General features: G+C 61.3%; 18 protein-coding genes. 3 read left to right on the top strand and 15 right to left on the bottom strand.

What is annotated here, in order from left to right; all coding sequences use genetic code 11:
- The first annotated feature begins 21 nt into the window (after window positions 1-21).
- Complete coding sequence (locus tag VGB22_01325; GenBank protein ID HEX9749918.1) at window positions 22-690, top strand: DNA alkylation repair protein; 669 nt, start codon at window positions 22-24, stop codon at window positions 688-690.
- Window positions 691-912: 222 nt separating this feature from the next.
- On the opposite strand, the gene VGB22_01320 is transcribed toward VGB22_01325, so the two are convergent.
- The 5 genes from VGB22_01320 to htpX all read right to left on the bottom strand — a co-directional run bounded on the left by VGB22_01320 (window position 913) and on the right by htpX (window position 5,522).
- Complete coding sequence (locus VGB22_01320; GenBank protein HEX9749917.1) at window positions 913-1,164, bottom strand: zinc ribbon domain-containing protein; 252 nt, start codon at window positions 1,162-1,164, stop codon at window positions 913-915.
- Between the two features lie 318 nt (window positions 1,165-1,482).
- Window positions 1,483-1,611, bottom strand: a complete 129-nt coding sequence (locus VGB22_01315; GenBank protein HEX9749916.1) for a hypothetical protein — start codon at window positions 1,609-1,611, stop codon at window positions 1,483-1,485.
- A 444-nt stretch (window positions 1,612-2,055) separates the two neighbouring features.
- On the bottom strand, window positions 2,056-3,072 hold the full coding sequence (locus tag VGB22_01310) for a SpoIIE family protein phosphatase (protein ID HEX9749915.1): 1,017 nt from the start codon (window positions 3,070-3,072) through the stop codon (window positions 2,056-2,058).
- 126 nt (window positions 3,073-3,198) lie between these two features.
- Window positions 3,199-4,500 (bottom strand): hemolysin family protein, encoded by a 1,302-nt coding sequence (locus VGB22_01305; GenBank protein ID HEX9749914.1) that lies wholly within the window; start codon window positions 4,498-4,500, stop codon window positions 3,199-3,201.
- A 170-nt stretch (window positions 4,501-4,670) separates the two neighbouring features.
- Window positions 4,671-5,522 carry a zinc metalloprotease HtpX gene (gene htpX, locus VGB22_01300; protein HEX9749913.1) on the bottom strand — a complete coding sequence of 284 codons (852 nt, stop codon included), beginning with the start codon at window positions 5,520-5,522 and terminating at the stop codon, window positions 4,671-4,673.
- A gap of 147 nt (window positions 5,523-5,669) precedes the next feature.
- Here htpX and VGB22_01295 point away from each other — a divergent pair, with 147 nt between their 5' ends.
- The gene (locus VGB22_01295; GenBank protein ID HEX9749912.1) at window positions 5,670-6,134 is read left to right on the top strand and encodes a hypothetical protein; all 465 of its coding nucleotides are present in this window, start codon (window positions 5,670-5,672) and stop codon (window positions 6,132-6,134) included.
- Between the two features lie 58 nt (window positions 6,135-6,192).
- Here VGB22_01295 and VGB22_01290 read toward each other — a convergent pair whose 3' ends face one another.
- From VGB22_01290 to dnaA, 7 genes are all read right to left on the bottom strand, one after another.
- A complete protein-coding gene (locus tag VGB22_01290; GenBank protein HEX9749911.1) occupies window positions 6,193-7,314 on the bottom strand; it encodes a hypothetical protein in 1,122 nt (373 codons plus the stop codon).
- A gap of 7 nt (window positions 7,315-7,321) precedes the next feature.
- A complete protein-coding gene (locus VGB22_01285; protein ID HEX9749910.1) occupies window positions 7,322-8,098 on the bottom strand; it encodes a hypothetical protein in 777 nt (258 codons plus the stop codon).
- Between the two features lie 51 nt (window positions 8,099-8,149).
- Window positions 8,150-8,326, bottom strand: a complete 177-nt coding sequence (locus VGB22_01280) for a hypothetical protein (GenBank protein ID HEX9749909.1) — start codon at window positions 8,324-8,326, stop codon at window positions 8,150-8,152.
- Between the two features lie 149 nt (window positions 8,327-8,475).
- The gene (gyrB, locus tag VGB22_01275) at window positions 8,476-10,443 is read right to left on the bottom strand and encodes a DNA topoisomerase (ATP-hydrolyzing) subunit B (protein ID HEX9749908.1); all 1,968 of its coding nucleotides are present in this window, start codon (window positions 10,441-10,443) and stop codon (window positions 8,476-8,478) included.
- 68 nt (window positions 10,444-10,511) lie between these two features.
- A complete protein-coding gene (locus tag VGB22_01270) occupies window positions 10,512-10,841 on the bottom strand; it encodes a DUF721 domain-containing protein (protein ID HEX9749907.1) in 330 nt (109 codons plus the stop codon).
- Between the two features lie 198 nt (window positions 10,842-11,039).
- Window positions 11,040-12,155: a DNA polymerase III subunit beta gene (dnaN, locus tag VGB22_01265; protein HEX9749906.1), complete on the bottom strand. Its 1,116-nt coding sequence runs from the start codon at window positions 12,153-12,155 to the stop codon at window positions 11,040-11,042.
- A gap of 279 nt (window positions 12,156-12,434) precedes the next feature.
- Complete coding sequence (dnaA, locus tag VGB22_01260; GenBank protein HEX9749905.1) at window positions 12,435-13,865, bottom strand: chromosomal replication initiator protein DnaA; 1,431 nt, start codon at window positions 13,863-13,865, stop codon at window positions 12,435-12,437.
- Between the two features lie 669 nt (window positions 13,866-14,534).
- Here dnaA and VGB22_01255 point away from each other — a divergent pair.
- The gene (locus VGB22_01255) at window positions 14,535-15,758 is read left to right on the top strand and encodes a YihY/virulence factor BrkB family protein (GenBank protein HEX9749904.1); all 1,224 of its coding nucleotides are present in this window, start codon (window positions 14,535-14,537) and stop codon (window positions 15,756-15,758) included.
- Here the strand turns inward: VGB22_01255 and VGB22_01250 are convergent.
- From VGB22_01250 to VGB22_01240, 3 genes are read right to left on the bottom strand one after another with little or no spacing between them, the layout of a single operon-like run.
- Window positions 15,755-18,343, bottom strand: a complete 2,589-nt coding sequence (locus tag VGB22_01250; protein ID HEX9749903.1) for a protein kinase — start codon at window positions 18,341-18,343, stop codon at window positions 15,755-15,757. The genes VGB22_01255 and VGB22_01250 overlap by 4 nt on opposite strands.
- A gap of 24 nt (window positions 18,344-18,367) precedes the next feature.
- Window positions 18,368-21,130 carry a protein kinase gene (locus VGB22_01245; GenBank protein ID HEX9749902.1) on the bottom strand — a complete coding sequence of 921 codons (2,763 nt, stop codon included), beginning with the start codon at window positions 21,128-21,130 and terminating at the stop codon, window positions 18,368-18,370.
- Entirely contained in the window at window positions 21,127-23,385 is a 2,259-nt protein-coding gene (locus VGB22_01240; protein HEX9749901.1) for a protein kinase, read from the bottom strand. Before VGB22_01240 ends, VGB22_01245 begins: the two co-directional genes overlap by 4 nt.
- Between the last annotated feature and the right edge of the window lie 114 nt (window positions 23,386-23,499).

The raw sequence follows: 23,499 nt of genomic DNA, 5'->3' as shown, positions 1-23,499 counted from the left end.
GAGATACAGGAGCACAACCCCATGACCCTCGACCAAGTCATGTCCGAACTGAAAAAGCGCGGCACCGCGCAAAACGTGAAGATTTACAAACGTCACGGCGCCGGCGACAACCTCTTCGGCGTCAGCTTCGCGCATTTGGGCGAGCTCAAAAGGAAGATCAAAATCGACCACGCACTCGGCGTACAGCTCTGGGAGACCGGCAACTCCGACGCCCAATCGTTGGCGACCATGATCATCGACCCGTCGCAGCTCAAACCGGCGCAGGCCGACAAATGGATCGCCGGCATCAGCTACTACCTGCTCTCCGATCTGCTCTCCGCTGTCATTGCCCGCGCGCCATTCGCCCGCGCCACAATGGACAAATGGATGCAGTCGAAGAAGGAGTTCGTGCGCGCCTGCGGCTACAACATCTTGGGCGGGCTGCTTCGAGACGGCGTCGACATCTCCGATGCCGACTGCGAGAAGTACCTCAAGACTATCGAGAAGGAAATTCACTCATCGCCCAACCGCGCCCGTCACAGCATGAACGGCGCGCTGATGGGAATCGGCATCTACCGCTCCCAGCTCACACAGAAGGCACTCGCCGCCGCCGGACGCATCGGCAAAGTCGAAGTCGACCACGGCGAAACCGGCTGCAAAACCCCCGACGCGATCCCGTACATCCAGAAGGCGCTGGCGCGCAAAAAGTGAGGGCGCACTCCTGTGCCGGTCAGCCCTTGGGCTGACGGCATCACGAAGCGATGTAAGACTTTATAGGTCAGGAGCCCCCGCATTGCATCACTTGTGGTCCGCCGTGGTAGTCCTCGATGCCGTGTTCCTGTCTGCAAATACTCACCGTACACTCCGCGCATAAAAAAACCCCCCGTCTCACGACGGGGGGTCTTGAGTGACAGAGTCAGTACGATGCCTGGGTCATGCGGCGCCCTGCCACGCGGGCAGCGACCGCATCTGCTGATCGACCGCGGTCTCCGCCTGTGTGCGCGCCCAGTTCTCCAGGCTCATCATGTACTGAATCATCCCCTCCCGGATTTCATCCCGGGGTTTGAGGTCACCGGCCGGTGTGGTGCAGTAGAGGCAATAGCGGCTGGCGGCGTCGCCGTTGGCATGTTGTGACACCTGCGACATCGGCATCCCGCACGCCTCGCACCGTTGGCTGGCGTTCATTACGGCCTCCTTGAGGGACGCATCTATGGTTAAACCCCACGCCGGGTTCCACTCACCAGCGAGGGGCGGTTGAAGAGAGTTGGTCAGAAGCTGTGTCATCACCATTCGTTGTGGATAATTTACATCTATTGTACTTTTTCGGCCAACACCCAGTTTGAATCAAATCGCAATTCCGGGACCTACCCCCACCTCCAGCGAACTTATCTGATTGATTACCAACATACTACGCCATAGCGAAAAGCGGCCCCCGGATCGTTTTCCGAAGGCCGCCCCCTCTGTCATGCTTGATCGCCTCTGGCGATGCCGGACTCCCCGCCCTCAAACCGAGCTTTCCGCTCCCTTGTTTGACAGACGACGCTGCATGTCACGCCGGAAGAACTGGCCGAATGTCAGCGCCAGCAATGTGATCGGCGGGACCACAGCCCAAAACGCGGTCCAAAACTGCATTACGACACCCCCCCGTGTTACTCTTTCCCTGCTGTCTGACGAGCACAAGCCGCTTATCGACAACTGCTTGGCTGCGCGACATGATCGGTCGCATTCATACTCTCGCGCAACTTTATGGGCGTTTTGACTTTCGGAGACTTACCAATCGCCCCAGCAGTAGATTTAATGGTGCTCGCACCGACCCGCAAGAGAAAAAGTGATGTTCGGGGCGACTTTTTTCAGAAGGGCAGACTGGATGGATTTGGGGGTGCGCGATGAACACGCACGATGAAACGGGTCGGCCCAAGGGCTGACCCGCACGGAAGGGGCTGACCGTCGATGTGTCCTCAGCGAAGCGGACAGTGCCTGGCTGACCCGCGCGGAATGAGCTGACCTCAACAGAATGATACAGCGTGTGCCGGTCAGGCCTTGGGCTGACCGGGGCACCATGATATTGCAGGAAGATCAGAGGGTCTTGCGGAGTGCGATGACCGTGAAATCATCTTCGAAATCGGGGCGATCGGAGAACGACAGGACCTCATCGGCGAGTGTCTCGATCAACTCGACCGTGGGACGATCGCGATGGGCACGGACGAAGTCGGCCAGACGGTCATCGCCGAACATGCCGCCGTGCGGATTGACCGCCTCGGTGACGCCGTCGGTGTAGAGCACCAGCAGATCGCCGGGGGACATCGGGTAGTGCTCCTCGATGTGTGTGAAGTCTTCGTGCACACCGATGACAGTCCCCGTCGAATCGAGCAACTCGACGGAACCATCGGTGCGCGCCAGAATCGATGGGCAATGCCCGGCGCTGGCATGCACCAGCGTATGCGCCGATCGTTCGCCCGGCTGCAGGGCGACGATCGCCATCGACACGAAGTGCGAGACCGGGATATTGCGGCACAGCCAGTGGTTGAGTCGCGATAACAATTTCGCCGGCGACTCGATATCGGCGGCGAGAATGCGCAAGGCGCCCTGCAGATTCGACATCACCAACCCGGCGGGCAGTCCCTTGCCCATCGTGTCGGCGATCACCACACGTGCCGGTCCGCCGTTGGCCGGAGCGAGAATGTCGTAATAATCGCCGCCGACCACATGCGCCGCCAGCGACTTGACCGCCAGCTCGTACCCGTCGATCTGCTCGACTTCCTGCGGCAGCAGCGCGCGGTGAATGCGGCTGGCCAGGTAGAGTTCCTCCTCCAGCCGGTTGCGCTCGTCGGGACTGAGACAATCCAGGCAGATCTGACGGATCGGCTGCACTTCGAGGCGGTGCATCTCGACGGTGCCGTCGCAGGCCGCGCAGTTGCCGAAGCTGCCCCTCTCCATACGGGCCAGGGCGTCTTTGATCTCCGTCATCAACTCGCGGACCTTCTGCGTCTCGACTGCCCCCGGACGCGCGCCGTCTTCGAGCCATTCCGACAGCGACTCCTCGCGTTCCAACAGCAGCGACCGAAAATGTTCAAAGTCGGCAACGTTCATCATCTCACCTGCCCGGTCGTGTTTCCCTGCCTTCTGCTACGGAGCCGCTGCGAGAGAGTTGCAAGGTTGGCGGTGGGTCATGCGCTCACGATCTGGGCAACGGACACGGTGGGCTGAGCCGAACCCACTTCAGCACGGACGGTTGACGTGTCGCGCCCGCAGCCGCTTGATCCGGTGCCCGTGCAGGGTCACCAGATCCAGTTGCACGCCCGCCAGTTCGATCCGGTCGCCCCGGTGCGGAACCCGGTCGAGTGTCGTGACAAACAACCCGCCGAGCGTGTCGCCGCGGTCGGTCGGCAACGCGCAGCCGAAATGCTCGTTGAAATCGATCACCGCCGTTTCGGCGGCGACCAGCGCGGTGCCGTCGTCGAGCCGCCGATAACTCTCCGGCTCGGCGTCGTACTCATCCTGAATGTCGCCGACGATCTCCTCGACGACGTCTTCGAGCGTGATCAATCCCGCGGTGCCGCCGAATTCGTCGAGCACGATCGCAATGTGCCGCCGTTCCGCCTGAAAGATCGCCAGCACTTTCGAGATCGACATCGAATCGGGCACAAACTGCACGGACCGGATCAGATCGTGGAGGATGATCGGGGAACCCTGCGTGAGCAAGTGGATGACATCCTTGGTAAAGAGAACGCCCCTGATCTTGTCGATGGTCTCGGTGTAGACCGGATAGCGCGAGTAGGCCTCCTCGCGAATAAACTGCAGCATTCCCTCGACGGTCATCGCCGTGTCGATGGCGGCGATATCGGTGCGCGGCGTCATCACCTGACGCGCCTTGGTTTCGGAGAAGTCGAGCGTCTGGTGGATCATCTCGTGCTCGACGTCGTCGATGGAACCGTGGAGACTGCCCTCCATGACCAGCAAACGAATCTCCTGATCGGAGACGCCGGTCGCCCGCGTCGTCGGGTTCAGCCCGAACAGCCTCGCCACCAGCCGCGCGGTCGCCGACAGCACGACGACGAGCGGATGACCCAGCCGCGAGAGGATCGCAATCGGCCGCGCGGCGAACAAGGCGACGCGCCCGGGGTGTGCCAGCGCGATGTATTTGGGAACCAGTTCGCCGAAGATCAGCGAGGCCAGCGAAATCGCCGCGACGACGATGCCGATGGCGATCTGTTCGGGCCAACGTTGCGCCAACTTCAATGGCCACGCGGCGATGCGCGGTTCCAGCGCCACGACCACGGTCGCGCCCGAGACGACTGAGGCCAGGGTTCCGACCAGCGTGATCCCGACCTGCACCGTCGCCAGAAAACGTTCCGGCTGCTGCTTGAGCTTTTGCAGCGCGCGCCCGGCGATGCCGCTTTTGGCGGCCAGCTCGTTGACGCGCGTCTGACGCACCGCGATCAGGGCCGCCTCGGCCCCGGCGAAGAAACCGTTGCAGAGAATCAGCAGCGCGATCAGCGCCAGTTCACCGCCGATCGTCATCGGAAAAACTCACTTCGACGGCGCGCGCGCCGGAAACCGCTATGGGGCGTTCGACTCGGAGGTTGGCCCGGAGGGTCGTCGTGGCTCATGGTGCCGCCGCACGTCCCGCACCGGCAGATCGATCCGACGCCGCGCGCCGACCGGTCTTACCGATTTGTACGGGGTTTGCTTTAACGAGAATAAACCATCTGCTCCAGACGCGCAATACGCTCCTCGACGGGCGGATGGGTCGAGAAGAGGCGCGAGAACGAGCGTCCGGTCAGCGGGCTCACGATGAACATGTGTGCGGTCGCCTGGTTGGCGGCCAGCGGACGACGGTGTGTGCCCTCGTGCAGTTTGCGCAACGCCGACGCCAGCCCCCGGGGATTGCCGCAGATGCGGGCGCCGGAGGCATCGGCGGCGAACTCTCGCGACCGGGAAATCGCCATCTGCACGAACATCGCCGCCAACGGCGCGATGATCGCCATCGCCAACAGGCCGATGATATTGCCGCCGCTGTTGCGGTCGCGTCCGCCGTAGGCGCCGAACATCGCCCCCCATTGCGCCATATACGCCAGCATCGAGATCGCGCCGGCGATGGTCGCGGCGACGGTCTGTGTCAGGATGTCGCGATTCTTGATGTGCGCCAGCTCGTGCGCGATGACGCCCTCGAGTTCATCGCGTGACAACAGCTTCATGATGCCCTCGGTAAAGGCCACCGCCGCGTGCGCGGGATTGCGTCCGGTCGCAAACGCATTCGGCGATCCGTTGGGGATCACGTAGACGCGCGGCATCGGCAGCCCGGCGCGCTGCGCATTCAACCGGACCAACGCCACCAGCTCAGGCGCCTCGGCCTCGCTGACTGCGCGCGCATGGTACATCGACAAGACGATCTTGTCGGAAAACCAGTACGAGAAAAAGTTCATCACCACCGCAAACAGAAACGCGACGAACATCCCCTGCTGCCCGCCGATCGCGGCGCCAACGATGAGAAACAACACGGTCAGAGTGGTGAGCAGAAACAGTGTCTTCAATCGGTTCATGCGTTCTCTTCCTCCGTGGACGCCTGTATGGCATCGTCCATGCCGCTTCTGATACGTTGGCGTCCGGTACCATTATACGAAAACCGGCATCGGAAGTTGGATCAACCGGAGGAGCCCCTGCGGCGCCGGGAGTGCTATATTCCCCTCATGTCCGATACCGAACGCTACACAGAAACCGAATGGCACACCCGATGCGCCAAGGGATTTTTCAACTTCACCTGGACGTTGTTGGACAAACCATCAAGGACAGTCGAAGACGACGACACCATGCTCCACGCCGCACACGCTTCGACGTTTCATTGGGAGAAGGTCGGCCATCCGCTCAACTTCGAGCGCGGCCACTGGATCATCTCGCGCGTCAACTCAGTGCTCAGACGCCCGGAGGCAGCGTTGTATCATGCCAAACGTTGCCTGGAGATTTGCCTCGCCCACGACATCGGCGACTTTGACCTGGCGTTCGCGTACGAAGCGCTGGCGCGCGCGCACTCAGTCGCGGGAGATTTGGATGACGCCCGCCGCTTTCACAAACTCGCCACCGAAGCGGGCAAACGCATCGCCGAGGACGATGACCGCCGGCATTTCGAGAAGGAAGTGGAATCGATCCGGCTGTGAGCGACAGTTCACATCGTGTCCGCCGGGCGTCCTCGCCCGGCGTGTTTTGTCGACGCGCTCAATCTCGCCAGCGGATTGTGGTGATGAACCGGCGAGTTTGAAATTTTATGCTGTTGTTGCCGTAGTCGAAGAAGTACCCGTAATCACCGTCTTCACGAATCTTGCTCGGCAGGGGGAGTTCGGCTGCAACACTGCCATCCGGGTCCCACACACGAATCAGCCAGTCACTTCCATCCTGTGTCGTGTGTGGATTGCGCGTTGCCACCAAGAGCGACCCGTCGTCAGCCACAAAGTAATCCATTGGGTAGATCCTGCTGGCCGGCCTAAAGATGTTAGTATCCGACCAGATTTGTGTGCCGGCGACTCCCCACATGGAAGGACCATAATCGCTGATGACCGCAATCAAGGGGGGATTATGACCCGACAGCGCGACGTGCCTGGGCCATCCGCCAGTTTTTCTCGTCAGCGTGATCTCACCGACCAATTCTCCCGTGCTGCGATATACGGCAACAATCCCCGGGTCCAGCATTGTCTTACGCGGTCCGGGAAACAGGCGCTTGTAGCCAAGTGTGTCAAATCGACGATCCTCATACACCTCCATCAGCCCGACCGCGATGAACTGTCCGCCGTCGGAGAGTGCCGTGCTGACTTTCGTAAAATGCGCGAGCGAATCCGGTAGCGTGACTCCTCCAATCCGAATGCCATCGAGTGAGAATATCTCCAACTTCTCGGGCGTGCAAAATGCTGATCCATCTCGCGCTTCGATGACGTCGGGGCCCCACGGTCCCCTGATGATCGAGTCGTGATTGTTGATTGCAACATAGAGGTAGGCCGTCTCCCCGAACACTCCGCCGGTCGCAAACGCAGGGGCAGCCTTAAATGGCCTGACCCCGATATTCTCTATCTCGTTCCAGTACGTTTTTCCTGTCGAGTCCAGCAACATGACACGAATGCTGGATTCGTTCTTCTCGTCAAAGGTGCTGTCGCAACCCACTTCGATCGACCACCGTGCACCGGCGGTTTCCCAACGAGTGATCCACTCGCGATTGCACCCCGTCCACCAGTTGCCGTGCGGGAACTTCTCCTTGAAACCCACCAGTTCATACGTACGCGCGTAAACGCCTGCATGAATGGGCATCGCCAGCAGCAGCGTGAAGCAAACCGCCTGGAATACTTTCATATCTCCCTCACTCCGTCACGTGCGACGACACCACGACATCCAGGTCGTCGTACTCCACGATCAACGCTTTGGCAGTCCCGAGCATGCCGCCGCCGGAGCCGGCGGCGTATTGCCCGCGCACCCGGATGCCGTCATGCGGACCCAACAACCGATGCGCGTTGGCGTACGACAGCCCGATCGACCGCAGACGTGACAGGGAGTTGGTGAACATCAAACGCCGCTCGGTCGGACTGCCATCGGACCAGCCGGCAGAATCAAACGGCGCCGATCCCAGCACCGGACGGCGCCGTGAGTAGAGCACTTCGGTGATTGCGCCGGTTTCGCTGAAATTGAACACGCCGTAGAGTTTTTGCGGATCGCCGATGCGGGCGCGCGCATCCCGCGCCGCGCCCGAGGTGTCGCGCCCCAGATCGTACCAGAACTGCCGTTCGTCAAAGTCGGGCGCTCCCAGATAATACTCGACCTCCGGACGCGTGAATCCGACAAAGTCGGTCTGTTTGCGCAGTGAGGAGAGCATGCGCCCGCGCTCGGCTGCGCCCGCGCTTTTCCATCGGTCGGGAGAAAACGGGAGCGGGCGGTATTGCAAATACAGCCCCAATCCCGCCATCGCCACCAGCGCCACGGTGGCCGCAATCAACCAGCGCACCAGCCGGCGCGATTGCGGCGGCGGCTCATCCAGCAGCGCGCGCCGTTCGGGAACGAAGTCCGATTCCCAGCGGTCGGAACGATTGAAGATGCGACGTTGCGGACGAGCCACGGCGATGGTCTCAGCAGCGTTTTTCACCCTCTCCCGGAGGGAGAGGGTCGGGGTGAGGGAAACATCAGCGGCAATCGATCATTTGTTTTTCTGCAGCAACTCCGCGCGCACCCCCATGATCAGACACCCCAGCGCCCAGATTCCTTCCAGCAAGGCGTAATACACCGACTTGTCGTAATCGACGAAGGCCAAGTGCAGCATTGAGATGATCAGAAGTCCAATCGCCAATCCATACCAGTTCTTTCCCGATGCCAACGGTCACCTCCGTGAGTCCCGGTCGACAGATTCGCCATAACGATCATCGTACACGCCGAATACACGGTACGTTCGAAGTCGGGTGCAAACATTAAAACGGCGTCACCCACGATGGCGTGACGCCGGTCGACACTCTGAAGAGGAAGCGCTCACACGTCCAGATTGCGCACGTATTTGGCATTTTTCTCGATAAACTCGCGGCGCGGTGCGACTTCATCGCCCATCAGCATGGCAAACACGCGGCTCGCTTCGGCGGCATCCTCGACGGAGACTTGCAGCAGCGTGCGCGTCTCCGGATCCATCGTCGTCTTCCAGAGCTGCACGGGGTTCATTTCGCCCAATCCCTTGTAGCGCTGGAGCGCGACGCCGGTTCGTTTGCCGCCGCCGATTTCGTTGACGAGGCGGTCGCGTTCGTCGTCGGAATACGCATACGCCTCACGGTTGCCCTTCTTGACGCGGTACAACGGCGGTTGCGCGATGTAGACGCGTCCCTGCTCGACCAGCGGCTTCATGTGACGGAAGAAGAAAGTCAGGATGAGCGTGCGGATGTGAGAGCCGTCGATGTCGGCATCGGTCATGATGATGATCTTGCCGTAGCGCGACTTGGATTCATCAAAATCGGGGCCGAAGCCGGTGCCCAGCGCGGTGATCATGGTACGGATTTCCTCGTTGGAGAGGACCTTGTCGACGCGGGCCTTTTCGACATTGAGAATCTTGCCTTTCAACGGCAGGATCGCCTGGAAACGGCGGTCGCGTCCCTGCTTGGCGTTGCCGCCCGCCGAATCTCCCTCGACGATGAAGATTTCGCACGATTCCGGGTCGGAGAGCGCGCAGTCGGCCAACTTGCCCGGCAGACCGCCGGAATCGAGCGCCGATTTGCGCCGTGTCAGTTCGCGCGCCTTGCGCGCGGCCTCGCGGCTGCGTCCCGCCGAGATCACCTTCTCGATGATCTTGCGGGCGACCGGCGGATTCTCCTCGAGGTATTCGCCAAAAAACTCGCCGACGATCGATTCGACCGCGCCCTTGACGTCGGAATTGCCGAGCTTCGTCTTGGTCTGGCCCTCGAATTGCGGGTCGGCGACGCGGATCGCCAGGACCGCGGTCAGCCCCTCGCGCGTATCTTCGCCCTGCAGCGTAAAGCCGACGCTCTTGAGATATCCGTTCTTGGCGGCGTAGTTGTTGATCGAACGGGTCAGCGCGGCCTTCAGCCCGACCAGGTGCGTGCCGCCTTCGATCGTATGGATGTTGTTGACGAAGGTGAACACGTTTTCCTGATAGCTGTCGTTGTACTGCAGCGCCAAATCCAGTTCGATTCCCTCGCGCGCTTTCTCGATGGCCACGGGCTTTTTGTGAATGGCCGACTTGCCCTCGTTGAGATATTCGACAAAGGCGGAGAGTCCGCCGGTGTAACGGAACTGCTCGCGCTGCCCGTGCGGCTCATCGATCAGATCAATGGCGATCCCTTTGTTGAGGAACGCCAGTTCGCGCAGACGCGCCGCGAGGACATCGGTGGAGAAGGCGACTTTGGTGAAGACTTCCGCGTCGGGTCTGAATAAGGTGCGCGTGCCGGTCTCCGTCTTGATCGGCCACTTGACCGCAGCGGCGTCGCCGACTTTCTCCATCGGACCGCTCGGCTCGCCGCGTCGGTAGGATTGGCGGTACAGCAAGCCATCGCGCTTGACCTCGACCGTGCAGGTCTCCGAGAGCGCGTTGACCACAGAGACCCCGACTCCGTGCAGGCCGCCGGAGACCTTGTAGGTGTGACGGTCGAACTTTCCGCCGGCGTGCAGGACCGTCATCACGACTTCCAGGGCCGGCTTGTTTTGTGTCGGGTGGATGTCGACGGGAATGCCGCGTCCGTTGTCGGTGACCTCGACGAATTCATCGGGCTTGAGTATGACGGTGATCTGATCGCAGAATCCCGCCATCGCCTCGTCGATCGAGTTGTCGACGACCTCGTGGACCAGGTGGTGCAACCCGCGCGGGCCGATGTCGCCGATGTACATCGCCGGACGACGGCGCACCGCTTCCAGACCCTTGAGCACCTGAATGTCTTTGGCGCCGTAGCCGCCCTTGGACGACGATTGGGCGGGCACTTCTTCCAACACTTCCGTCATGAATGTCTCCTCGCGATGCGAGTTTTCAGACAAGCGGAGCGAAGCGTGTTGACGGTTCTCCAGTCCCCTTACGAGGGCCCGAGGAACATGATATCCCTGATGATCGCTTCCCCTGCCGGTCGATCCGTGGTACTGCCCCCATCGGAACTCAGCGCCTCATTGAGTTTGGCAATGAGCGCTTCCTTGTGATACAACAACTCGTGCCGCCATGTGCCCGAGTCGACCGACACAAAAACACGTCCCGCGTCGGTCCTGGTCACCTGCGTGTGCGCGGCGATTTCCGCGCCGACAACCTCCGGCCAAATCTGCTCGGCCGTCGCTTCCCTGACCCGCCGCGCTACACCGCGCACGGCGAGTTGGCGCTTGAGAATGTCTCCGATCGCGGTCGGTTTGCTCACTTGTCCCGAGCATGGTCGAGTGATGGCGGGTCGAAGTTGCCTGACGGTGCGCTTGGCCCCGCGGTGACCCCCGGCCGCGCTGTCTAAGTGTATAGTCTACAAAGGAGTTAGAAGGGCGGCAAGGACAATCTTGCTACGGATGCGGTCGCAACGCATAGTGCAACAATGCGTTACGAGGGCAGGCCAACGCGCGTGACCTCAATCGGCCAATCGCAGCGGCATCACCAGACAGAGGTGTTCTTTCTTGCGCTGGTCATCGGCGGCGTGAATCAGACCGGCAGACACCGAGGTGGCGAGTTCAAAGACAACGTCACCGGGCCCGACCGATTTGAGGATATCGAGGATGTAAACGGCGTTGTAACCGATTTCCAGATCGTCCTTGTCGTACTGGCACGGCACCGTCTCGCGCGCTTCGCCGCCGACATCCTGATTGGTCGCCGACAGCTCGATCGCGCCCTGCGACACCGAAAACTTCACCTGGTGCGTCAGGGAATTGGAGAGCACGGCGACGCGTTTGACCGCCTGCGCCAATGTCTCGCTGTCGACCGTCAGGAACTTGTCGTTGTCCTTGGGGATGACCTGCTGGTATTTCGGATACGGTCCCTCGATCAGTCGCGATGTGATCACCGTGTTGTCGATGGAGAAGACGACCGTCTTTTCTCCGAGTTGAATTCTGACATCGCTCTCCGACTCACCGACCACCTTCAGCACCAGACCCAGCGCCTTGGGGGGGATGATGAGCTCGCGATTGATCCCCGACAAATAGTTGGCCGGGAGCATGACACGCGCCAAACGGTGCCCGTCGGTGGCCACGACATAGACTCCCTCGCCGTTGGAGTGCCAGAGGATGCCGTTGAGCGCCGGACGCGTATCATCGGTCGAGGCGGCATAGGCGGTCTTCTGCACAACCATGCGCAACTGGTCGGCGGGTATCGTAATCGGCGTTGTGTCGGGCAGCGCCGGCAAACGCGGAAACTCTTCGGGCGACATGCCGCTGAGCTTGTAGACACCCCGTCCCGCCTTGATCTCCATGCGGTGATTGGTCACGGAGATGTTGACACTCTCGTCTGTCAACTCACGTACGATCTCGGCGAGCATGCGCGCGGGGACTGTCGTGCTTCCCGGCTTGGCGACCTGTGCCGGAATCGAACAGGCAATCGACAAATCCAGATCGGTTGCCGACAAGGCCAGCGCATCGTTATCCGCTTTCAGAAGAATGTTTCCCAGCACCGGCAGAGTTGTCCGCGCGGACACGACAGTGAGTATGGTCTGCAGACGGGAGGACAGCTCGTGGCATTGGACAGAGAGCTTCATCGTGTGTTTCTCCTTGAGCCGGTCGGTGCCGGATTGTCAACAGCGTTGCTTTTATTACAGAAGTAAAATCTTAAAGACACAATACTCATAATCGTGTTGATGATGGTGGATTAAGGCGCTTTGCTCGTGTAAACAAGAGATTAGACATCGGTTATGGAATACTCGCGATGTGGACGCTTTCCGGATACTGTCCCGCGCTGTGCACATCAGGTGTTGGCACTGCGATTGTAAACGTCGACTGGCAAAACAGTCAACACGATTCTACCCATACCGTCCACATCAGGCCGCTTCGCGGTGCAAATCAGTAATGGTCTCATCGACCTGGCAGCGAAAGTCGCCATTAATATCCATCGTGTCCCGCACCAGTTTGACCGCATGGATGACCGTCGAGTGATCCCGGCCGCCCAATGCCCGTCCGATGGCTTTCAGCGACATACCGGTCAGGGTGCGGGCCAGATACATGACCACCTGCCGGGCGATGGCGACCTCCTGCGTACGGCGCTTGGACACCAGAAGCGATTCGGGGACATTGAAACGGCGTGCTACCGCTGCCCGGATCCGTTCGATGGTCAGCAGCTTCCGGGCCGGCGGCATGGAGTCCTTTAGCAGCCGCCGCGCGACATCGAGTGTGACCGGCTGTTTCTGTAAAGATCCATATGCCACGACACGGACAAGCGCACCCTCGAGCTGACGGATGCTCGCGGAGGCGTTCTGGGCGATGTACTCCAGAACATCATGACTGGGTGCGGGTGTATCGGCGTCGATCTTCTTGCGCAGGATCGCCAGGCGCGTCTCGTAGTCGGGCATCCCGATATCTGCGGTCAGGCCCCATTGAAAACGCGACAGGAGGCGTTCTTCCAGCCCCGCAATGGCATGCGGCGGACGGTCGGCGGTGAGCACGAGCTGCTTGCCGTTTTGGTGGAGCGTGTTGAACGTGTGGAAAAACTGCTCCTGCGTCGACTCTTTCCCGGCCAGAAACTGGATGTCGTCGATCAGGAGCACGTCGACCGAACGGTAATAGGTCGCAAACTCCGCGGCGCGCTTCTGCGCCAACGAGTTGATGAAATCGTTGACGAAGGTCTCGGAGGCGGCATAGAGCACGCGCGAGCGCCGTCCTTTCTCGTTGAGCGCGTTGCCGATGGCGTGCGCCAGGTGCGTCTTGCCCATCCCGACCGGCCCATAGATGAACAGCGGGTTGTACTTGGTGCGCCCGGGGTTGTCAGCCACCGCCCGGGATGCGGCGTGCGCCAGGCGGTTCGATTCGCCGACCACGAAATTATCGAAAGTGAAGTCGGGATTCAATTGCGCCCGGGCGCGTCCTTCGCTGGGATCGCGCACGAGGACCGCCCGCCACGACGGGGCCGGCATGTCCGGCCGGCCGGGATCATCATCGTCCGAAGTCGAGGATTCTCGCTCCGGCAACGGCGGCGGGAGAAACTCAAGGCCGTTGCCGTTTGCGGCGACCGTCAATGTGGTCTTGATGGTTCGTCCGGTGACCGCCTGGAGCGCCTCGTCGATTAGGGCGAGATAGCGGTCCTTAATCCAGCCGGCGACAAAGCGGTTCGGCACACAAACGGTAGCGGCGTGGTCGTCGACTTGTGTCAGTCGTACCGGCTTCAACCACGTGTAGAAGATCTGTCGCGGAAGTCTCTCTTCGATGTAGGTCAAACACCCATTCCAGATGTCCGTCTGCTGCTGTGGATCGTTCATTGATTCGGATTCCCCCAATACTCGGTTTCCGCCGGCGACAAGCGCCGGGTATCGGCCGGGTTCTTCATCTGCCCACACGTTGTCCACGCGCCAGCGGAGCAACGATGACGTTGACTGAAAAGCGGATAAGGCGGCGGTAACGACTATTCCGGACGGGTTATTAACACATCATGAAGTACTTCTCAAAACAGGTCCCGTCGTCAAATTCAGAGCGCGAGCAACCCTATTTTCCGCAGCAGACACCTTACCCACACCAAAAGTTAAAGCATTAAGGCACAACAAGTTTACAACCGATAGTGGCACGCGGACGCCCGGCAAGTCAAGGAGATTTGCTTGTGCAGAACCCATGTGCGCTGTAGCGCTTTGACTCCAACATCTTGCAGGCATGATATTTTACTTTAAGCAATCTTCGATGAAATCGGCGCAGGGCGCACGGCGCGCGATCATTTTTGCACGATGCATTGTTGCTTTGACGACAGCGTCTTGCGCGAGACATTCAGCGTGTCACTGCCGTGTGCCTTTCGTGGTCGTGCGAACGCGTGCCGATGAACTCCCTTCTATTTATCCCGATCCTGGCGAATCACCCCCGGTTCGGGGCGTATCATCTTGTCGCCATCGCCGGTTCATCGACGATGATACGGCGATATTTCTGACTTGAGTCGTGATCGCATGCTGAAAAGATTCGCACGACTGGATATTGGGTTGTGGGACCGTGCGCGCACAAGCGGTGGAATGGGCCCACGGGTTCTGTGCGGCGTCAGCACCGTCGTACGGGGAGTGTTCGTCGATGCGATCTGGGTCAAGTGCGGGTACTATGCCTATTTGACACTGCTTGACATGCTGCCGCTCGGCGCGGTCGCGCTGGCGCTCACGTCACGGCTGGGATGGCAGCAGTATCTTGTCGATTGGTTGAGTCGGCATCTGAGTCCGACGGCGCCGCGTCTGGCGGGGCGTCTTATTCGCGCCATCGCCGAAGTCGACTTGACCGCGCTGGGATACATCGGCATCGCCGGCAGCATCCTCGCCGGGGTGTTGATTATGGTGCGGCTGGAACTCGATTTCGATGCAATCTGGGTAGTCCGGCGCCGCCGAAAGTTCCCTTTGGGGGCTGGGCAGTGGCTGCGCCCGGCGCTGGCCTATCCGCTCATCCTGCTGATTGCCCCGAGCGTCATCGCCGTTGCGCTGCTGTCGGGAGCACTGGCCGAGGCGAATTCGCGGGCGCTGATTTCGACGTTGCCGTTGTGGGGCGAATGGGGACGATGGCTCCAACCCATCCTGGGAGAGCTGCCATCGCTCTTCGGGCTGATCCCCTCGTTGGTGACTTGGGGGCTGTTCGCCGTGTTTTACTATGCCATGCCGACCGGGCCGGTGCAAAAATCGGCGGCGCTCATCGGCGGTGCGGCGGCGGCGCTGATGTGGCGGCTGACGCTCGAACTGTACCTCAACTTCCAATTCGCAGCCGACACCTTTCGCGCGGCGTGGGGTTTTTTGGCACAGATTCCCCTGTTGCTGTTCTGGCTCTACCTGAGCTGGACGATCTTTTTCATCGGCGCGCAGATCGCCTTTGCCTGGCAGCGTCGCGGCGCCTACATGCCGAAGCATTCCATTGCCGGGCTGTCGCCGGCGTCAATCGAACGCTCAGCGATCGCGGTGCGACAGGCGTTCGTCACGCGCAAAGCCGACGACGGTGTGACGACCGCCCAACTGTCATGGGATCTCGGACTGCCGTGGCAATTAGTCGAGCGGATCACGGAGTTTCTTTACGTCGTCGGCGTGGTCTCGCGCGATAACCGGCATGTTCCATCACGGTATGCCCCAACAGAAAAACTCGAGCAGCCGTCGGAAGACGATCTGCTGCGACAGTGGCGTGATCACGGCGGGCACGTGCCCTAAAACACCACATGGCCGCGGTCGATCAGCGCCTGGAAGCGGGGATCCTCGCGCAGCGGGTCCCAGAAAGGATTCAGGCGCAGATCGTGATATGACAACAGCGACGGAATCGAAAGCAGCTGATCCAGCAGCTCGATGGCCCGGTCGTGGTCATCCATCATAGTGTATACTTCCGCCAGGGTCCGCACATAGCCGGAGCCGTCCACCGCGTCCCGTGAGAGGGGCACCAGTTCGGCCGCCCTTTGCGCGGCGGCCAATGCCTCGTCATGGCGTCCCCTCATGCCCAGGGTGTACGCCAGCCGTGCATGTTGTTCGGCATTATCCCGGTATTGGGCGACACGGCGCTGCAACAGCGTGATCGCGGAATCGGCATAGGCCAGCTTGAGCGAATCGCGCTGCTGGTGCATGCCGAGGCGCGCCTGGAACATGTAATACGTGACAGAGTCGGCGCCGTAGGCCCGCATCACGGCATCCATCGTTGCCAGTGCGCGCGCCGAATCGTAGTCGCGCTTCCATTCGCGGATCTGCGCCAGGGAATAATCCAACCGTCCCGGCACCGCCGATGCGGCGCTCCGCAATTCCACTTCGGCTTGCGTCAGATCGCCATCGCCGCCCAGGCGCGCCCAGCCGCGGTCGTCATACCCCATGGCGAATCGGGGCAGCAGCACTACGGTGCGGTCAAACCACCTGGCGGCATCCGCGTATCGGCGCATGAGCAACAGCGTGTATCCGTACTCCATCGCCCAGCGGCCGTCGCGCGGGCTGAGTTCGGCGGCGCGGCGGAGGTACTTCTCCGATTCGGTCCACCGCCCCTGGCGGCGGCTAATGGCGCCGATGAGCATACTGGTCCCGGCGGGGTGTGCGTCCTCACCGAGCCGCAGCTCCGCCAGGGCCTGTGCGTAGTCGCGGAATCCCCAGTAATAGTAAAGACCCCGCGCAATGTGTCCTTCTGCCAGATCGGGATCGAGCTGCAGCGCACGATCGCTGTATGCTCTGATGCTGTCGCGCATTTCATGAGAGAGATCCCCGCCCCACCAGTAGCGAATCGCGTACGCGTGTGACAACTGCGCGTACGCCAGCGCAAATCCAGAGTCGAGCGCTATAGCGCGCCGCAACAGCTCCCGGGCCAGTCGGTTCGATTGATCCTCGTACGGCTGGTTCAAATAGTCTGTCGCCTGCAGGTACAGATCGTACGCCTCGAGATTCTGTGTCGGGACCGATTCCAGCGCGCGCCGTTCCGGCTCCAGCAATGTGACGTTCAATGCCGCGGCGACCTGGCCGGCGATCTCCGACTGCAGCGCGAAGACCTGTGTCAGCGGTCGCTCGTAGCTGTCGGCCCAGAGGTGTGTGTCGTCTTTGACATGGATGAGCTGCGGCGTGATGCGCACCTGGTCGGTTTCACCGGATCGGTCCCAGCGGATCGTACCTTCGAGGATGTAATCGACACCCAGTTCCTCACCGATGGTTTGCATCGGCTTGGTTGACTTTTTGTATTGAATGGCGCTGGTGCGCGAGATGACGCCCAAACCGTGCAACCGCGCCAGCCGCGCGGTGATTTCCTCAGTGATGCCGTCGGCGAAGTATTCCTGTTCGTCGGACCCGAGATTTTCAAACGGCAGGACCGCGAGCATGATGCGTTCCGGCGCGGTGGCCGCGTCGTCCGTTGTCCGGACCAATCGCGACATCAGCACGGCGGCGGCCGCCAGCAAGACGACGATCGTTGCTCCGGCGACGACGCGGGCCCTTGTCCGGGATGGCGGTCGTGTCGCTGCGTGAATCGTCGAAGCGGTCTTCAGCGCGCGCAGATCGGCGGCGATGTCAGCGGCGGATTGGTAGCGCTCGTCGGGGTGTTTCGCGAGGCATTTGGTGACGATGCGCTGCCAGACGTCGGGGAGGTCCGACTTATACCGCGCCAGCGGCTCGGGCGTGGTGCTCGTGATCGCGTAGGTGAGCGCCGCGGTGTGTTCACCGGTGAAAGGGCGCCGCCCGCAGAGCATTTCATAGAGCACGACGCCGAACGACCACAAATCGGTGCGTTGGTCGACCGCGCCGCCCTGCACTTGCTCCGGCGACATGTACGCGGCCGTGCCGACCGTCGATCCGGCCCGGGTGATTTGTTCGCCGCCGCGCCACAGCGCCAGGCCGAAGTCCATGATCTTAACGCGTCCGTCGGCGGTGACCACGACGTTGTCGGACTTGATATCGCGGTGGACGATCCCCGCTTTGTGCGCGGCCGCCAGTCCCTCGGCGAGCTGGATGGCGACATCGAGAATCTGATCGGCTCCGGCTTTCGCCGCGTGTTCCTGCGCGGAACGGCCGTTTACATATTCCATCGCGATGTACGGCTGGCCGTCGTGCGCACTGACATCGAAGACGGTCACGATATTGGGATGATTGAGCGCCGCCAGGGCGCGCGCCTCGCGTTCGAAACGCGCCCGCGCCTCCGGCTCGATGCTGAAGTGGCGCGGCAGAAATTTCAGCGCGACCTGGCGGTCGAGCTTGGTATCGAGCGCCAGATAGACCTCTCCCATCCCCCCTGCCCCGAGTGTTTCGAGGATGCGGTATTGCGCGACCGTCTGGCCGATCATGGCGTCTGTGTGCCGGGCGATCGATCAGTTGGGTGGGCCGAGTCCGACCAAGTTGCGGAAATCTGTGTTGTTCTGCATGCGCGTGAAGGCCGGATCGGCGGCCAGATACTCTTTGGCGATGACATTCTTCTTCAGCAGCGCCTGGATCTGATCGTTGGCGCGCGCCTGATCGCCGATGGTCGCATAAATGCCGGCGGCGTAGTAGGGGCGTGTGACCTGGTTGGGAGATTTCAGATCGCGTGCATCGAGACCGGCGATGGCGGTCAACGGATCGCTTTCCTGGCCCAGCAGACAGCGCGCCCACAGTGCTCGATAGGCGGGTTCCGCCGAGGTCGGGTCGATGGCCGTGGCGGCCATATCGATCTTGAGCGCGCGCTCAAAGGCACGTTGCGCGTCGCGGTCCTTGCCGTTGGCGCGATACGCCCAACCCAGATTCCAAAAGGCACCGGGAATCTGCGCTCTGTCGGAGGCGCGTTTGAGCAGATCGATCGCCTCGTCGGTTTTTCCCTGCAGAAGGCGCAAATGCCCCAATGCTGCGTCGTAGAGCGGTGTCTCGGGTTTCAGCTTGCGCGCCATTTCGATTTCGGTTTCGGCCTGTCCGAACCAGGCGACCTGCATATAGAACCAGCCGAGAGTGAAGCGCAGGTGAGGGGCATCGGGATTGGCCTGCAACGCGCGCGTGTAGTCTTTCTCCGCTTGCTTACGTTGCCCGGACCAAAAGGCGATGTGACCAAGCCAGCGGTAGGCGTCGGCGTGATCAGGATCAAGTTTGAGGCATTCGGCAAAAGCGGCGCGCGCCCGTTCATTTTGTCGGTCGACGCTGTAGCAAATGCCCAGCGTGTACCGGGTACCGGCATCGTTGGGTTTGATCCTCACCAACTCACCGGCCGATTCGATGGCTCTGGCTGATCGACCGGTCAGGCGGTAGAGCGTGCTTTGCGCGTGGTACAGATCGGGCGAACGCGGGTCGATTTGACGTGCCTCATTCAGCAGGCGTTCAGCCTCGGCGATGTACTTCGGATCGATATCGAAGCCCCAGTCGATTTTCTGCAGATTTGTTTCGGCCAGTCCGACCATGGCCTCGGCAAATCGCTTGTCGCGTTCGAGGGCGCGAGTGAATTCCCTTTCGGCGTTCTTGTTGTCTTCGACCGATCGCTTGGCCAGATACTCACGGGCCTTCAGATAGTATTCGTAGGCGCGAATGTCGGTGGTCGGCGGACGCTCGAGACGCTCGCGTTCGTCATCGGCGAGCTGGACTTTCATGGCCTCGGTGACCGCCGAGGCGATCTCACTTTGCACGGCGAAGATGTCGGACACTGCGCGGTCGAACCGCTGGTTCCACTCCAGCGTGCCGTCGTCGGCGCGCACCAAGCGCGTGTTGACGCGCAACTGGTCGCGCTCGCGCTGAATCGATCCTTCCAGCACGTAGTCGACACCGAGGGTCGTGCCGATGTTTCGGATGTCGAAGTTTTTACCCCGGTAAGGCAGAACATGATGGCGAGAGAGGACGCGCAACCCTTTCAGATTCGAGAGATCGCCGATGATATCCTCAGTCACACCGGCGGCAAAGTAGGCCTCGCTCGCATTGCCGCCGAGATTCTCCAGATACAGGACGGCGATCAACGGCGGGCCGCCCGCCGTATCGGCGGCCATCGAGTCGGCGGCCAACGAGTCGAACGCCGCCAACAGCGCCGAGTCACCCTCCAGAGTCATCGGTGCGTCCTCGTCGGTGCGGTCGACATAGCCCGGCGGCACCAACAGCGGCGGATGATACGGATCATCGGGATCCCACAATCCACTCGTGGCCGATTCTCCTTCCGAGCGCGGACGCAGAGTCGCGTACCACAGCCCACCGAGGAATACGACGACCAGCGCGGCCACAATTGCGACCATTACCAACGGGCGACGCGGTTTCAGTGGTTCAATCGTCTTGGTCGTGCGCACAGTCCCGACCGGGCCGGTGACATCGGCGGGGGTCTCGTGATGCAGCCCCCGCAGGTCATTGAGCATCTCCTCGACCTGGGCGTAGCGGTCGTCGCGTTTCTTCGCCAGCGCCCTGGCCAGAATTGCATCGATCTCTTCGGAAACCTCGGGGCGGACTTGGCGGAGCGGCTGGTAGTCCTCGTTTAAGATCGAGTAGATGACCACCGCTTCGTGTTCGCCGCGAAACGGCAGCTTCCCGGCGAGCATTTCATAGAGGATGACACCCAGCGACCAGATGTCGCAGCGATGATCGACGCGGTCGCCCTTGGCCTGCTCGGGCGACATGTAGGCCGCTGTGCCCAGAGTCGAGTCGGTCCGGGTCAGGCCGGTGGCGCCGGCTAACTTGGCCAGTCCGAAGTCGACGAGTTTGACGATCCCTTCGGGAGTGATCAGCACGTTGCCGGGCTTGATGTCGCGGTGGACGATCCCCTGGCTGTGCGCTTTGCGTAAACCCGCGGCGACCTGGATCGCGTAGCTGAGTGCTTCGCCGACCGGCAGCGGGCCGCGCTTGATCTTCTGGCGCAAGGTGTCGCCCTCGACATACGCCATCGCCATGAAGGTCTGGCCGTCGGCTTCGCCGATTTCGTAGACGGTGTTCAGGTTGATGTGGTCGAGCGCCGCCGCGGCCTGTGCCTCGCGGATCAGCCGCGCGCGCTGGTCGGGATCATCGAGGGCGTGGATGGGCAAAAACTTCAGGGCGACCGTGCGCTTGAGAGTGACGTCCTCGGCTTCATAGACCACGCCCATGCCGCCTTCGCCGATCTTGCGGATCACTTTGTAATGAGAAATCGTGCTGCCGATCATCGTCGTGGTCCCGTCTGAGCCGCCGACAGGTTCATGCGGCCCAGCAGAGCGGTAAAAGACGGATTGTCACGCACTGCGTCAAGTCTTGGATCACTCGCCACATGGAGGTGGATCATCCAGACCGAACGCTGGTCGACCGCCCGGGCCAGCCACTCCAGCGCCTGTTCGGTCTCGCCCAGGCCCAGATGGATCATGGAGAAGCTCAGAGGCGAGACAAATCGCCGTGCCGACAGCTCGTGCAGTTCCTCGAGGATCAGGCGCGCCTCTTCATCATTGCCCCATTTGGCGTACGCATGCCCCAATTGGCCGGAGGCCACGCTGCTTGAGCCCAGTGCGGATTTGGCCCGGTGCAGCTCGGCCACGGCCCGCTGGTAGTCACCCAACTGTTCGTAGATCTGACCCAGGAGCATGCGGGCCGGACCGAAGTCGGTCTTCATCTCCAGCACATCGCTCACCAGATTCAGCGCCCGATCGAACTCACGTCGCTCGAACGCCCGCAGAGCATACGCGTTGTTGATGATCAGCGACATCGGTTCCAGCGCGCGCGCGGTCTCACTTTCCTCAAGCGCCGCATCGATGCGTCCCAGCAGCGACAGCAGCAAACCGAGCCGGTTGCGCGCGGTGGCATAGCCGGGGTCCAGCGCAATGGCCCGGCGGAAATCACGCTCGGCCGCCGACCAATCCCAGTCATCCAGGATGTGCACGTGCGCGCGAGACTCGTACGCTTCGGCCGATTCCGAGTCCAATGTCATCGCGCGGGCCGCTGCCTCCCGGGCATACGGGATCGAATCGGCCGGGGACAGAAACTGATAGGAGCATGACAGCAGCCGGCAATCGGCGATGCCGACATGCGCCAGAGTGAAGCGCGGATCCAGCGCAATGGCTTGCTGGTAACAGTCGATCGCGCGTTGCAATCCGTCTTCGGTGCGCCCGCTCCAAAAGTGACGGCCCCGCAGATACAGACTGTATGCTTCCACATTCGCGGTGGGGCGTCGTACCTGAGGGCGATTGTCTTCGCCCACCAATCTGACTTTGAGCGTCGAGACAATCGCTCCGGAGATTTCGTCCTGGATGGCGAAGACATCCTCCATCTCGCGGTCGTAGCGTTCCGCCCAGAGATGGTATCCGTCGGTCACGTTGATCAATTGGGCGGTGACACGCAGGCGTTTTCCGGCCCGTCGCACGCTGCCTTCCAGCACCGTACCGACTCCGAGCTTGCGTCCGATCTCGCGAATGTCCAATTCCCGTCCTTTGAACGCAAACGACGAGGTCCGCGCGGCGACATGCAGTTGCGGAATCTTGGTCAGGGCGTTGATCAATTCCTCGGCCAAACCGTCGGAGAAGTATTCGTTTTCCGGATCGGCGCTCATGTTGGTAAACGGCAGCACCGCAATCGAAGGAGCGTCGCGGTCCGTCTGGCCCGCCGCCGCCACGCCGCCATCGAGTGAGCGTTTCACCTCGCGCAATGCTGCCAGCAGTTCATCGGCAGATCCGTAACGCTCATCCGGTTTCTTCTTCAGCGACCGCTCGATGACTTCCTCGAGCCCGCGCGGCACATCGCTGCCCCACCGTGACAGTGGTTCGGGGTCGTCGTGGATGATGGAGTAAACAACAGCCGCTTCATGCTCGCCGGCAAACGCGCGCTGGCCCGTCAGCATTTCGTAAAGAACCGATCCGAAAGAGAACAGATCGGAGCGTTGGTCGACCGGCTGTCCCTGCGCCTGCTCCGGCGACATGTAGGCCGCCGTGCCGAGCGTCGAACCGTCGCGCGTGATCTGCGCCTCGGCGCGCGCGTGCGCCAGTCCGAAATCGCAAATCTTCGCGCGTCCGTCGGATGCGACTAAGATGTTCGCGGGCTTTAAGTCGCGGTGGATGATACTCGCACGGTGAGCGGCCGCCAATCCTTCGGCAATTCCTATCGCCAGACGAATTCTCGCACTGACCGACGGACTCTCTGTGAGGCAATACTCACCGAGCGGCATCCCGTCGATATGTTCCATGACGATGAAGGGCCGTCCGTTGTGCACAGCCACATCGTGGACAACGACAACATTGGGATGCGACAGCGCCGCCTGCGCGCGCGCCTCCCGTTCGAAACGGGCGCGCGCTTCAGCGACTGCACTCAGACTCTCCGGCAGAAACTTCAGCGCGACCTTGCGCTTGAGTTTGGTGTCTTCCGCCAGAAAGACCTCTCCCATGCCGCCGGCGCCGAGTTTGTCAATGATGCGGTATTGTCCGATGGTCTCGCCGCGCATCGACCGACAAAATAGGGATTCTGAGAGGCAAAAGTACGACCAATCGGAGACGAATCCGGCCCGTGCCGGACACGGGCGGATGACTCCGTGCCTCGTGGGGTCGGTTGAGTGATG

It is taken from the genome of Candidatus Zixiibacteriota bacterium (genome assembly GCA_036397555.1).
Lineage (GTDB): Bacteria > Zixibacteria > MSB-5A5 > WJJR01 > WJJR01 > DATKYL01.
This window is presented reverse-complemented; position numbering and strand designations above follow the sequence as displayed.

Coding starts and splice junctions, on each gene's coding strand:
- VGB22_01310 (HEX9749915.1), bottom strand. CDS start 3,072: ATGATGAACGTTGCCGACTTTGAACATTTTCGGTCGCTGCTGTTGGAA.
- VGB22_01255 (HEX9749904.1), top strand. CDS start 14,535: ATGCTGAAAAGATTCGCACGACTGGATATTGGGTTGTGGGACCGTGCG.
- dnaA (HEX9749905.1), bottom strand. CDS start 13,865: ATGAACGATCCACAGCAGCAGACGGACATCTGGAATGGGTGTTTGACC.
- VGB22_01245 (HEX9749902.1), bottom strand. CDS start 21,130: ATGATCGGCAGCACGATTTCTCATTACAAAGTGATCCGCAAGATCGGC.
- VGB22_01320 (HEX9749917.1), bottom strand. CDS start 1,164: ATGAACGCCAGCCAACGGTGCGAGGCGTGCGGGATGCCGATGTCGCAG.
- dnaN (HEX9749906.1), bottom strand. CDS start 12,155: ATGAAGCTCTCTGTCCAATGCCACGAGCTGTCCTCCCGTCTGCAGACC.
- gyrB (HEX9749908.1), bottom strand. CDS start 10,443: ATGACGGAAGTGTTGGAAGAAGTGCCCGCCCAATCGTCGTCCAAGGGC.
- VGB22_01315 (HEX9749916.1), bottom strand. CDS start 1,611: ATGCAGTTTTGGACCGCGTTTTGGGCTGTGGTCCCGCCGATCACATTG.
- VGB22_01295 (HEX9749912.1), top strand. CDS start 5,670: ATGTCCGATACCGAACGCTACACAGAAACCGAATGGCACACCCGATGC.
- VGB22_01325 (HEX9749918.1), top strand. CDS start 22: ATGACCCTCGACCAAGTCATGTCCGAACTGAAAAAGCGCGGCACCGCG.
- VGB22_01290 (HEX9749911.1), bottom strand. CDS start 7,314: ATGAAAGTATTCCAGGCGGTTTGCTTCACGCTGCTGCTGGCGATGCCC.
- VGB22_01240 (HEX9749901.1), bottom strand. CDS start 23,385: ATGCGCGGCGAGACCATCGGACAATACCGCATCATTGACAAACTCGGC.
- htpX (HEX9749913.1), bottom strand. CDS start 5,522: ATGAACCGATTGAAGACACTGTTTCTGCTCACCACTCTGACCGTGTTG.
- VGB22_01250 (HEX9749903.1), bottom strand. CDS start 18,343: ATGATCGGCCAGACGGTCGCGCAATACCGCATCCTCGAAACACTCGGG.
- VGB22_01305 (HEX9749914.1), bottom strand. CDS start 4,500: ATGACGATCGGCGGTGAACTGGCGCTGATCGCGCTGCTGATTCTCTGC.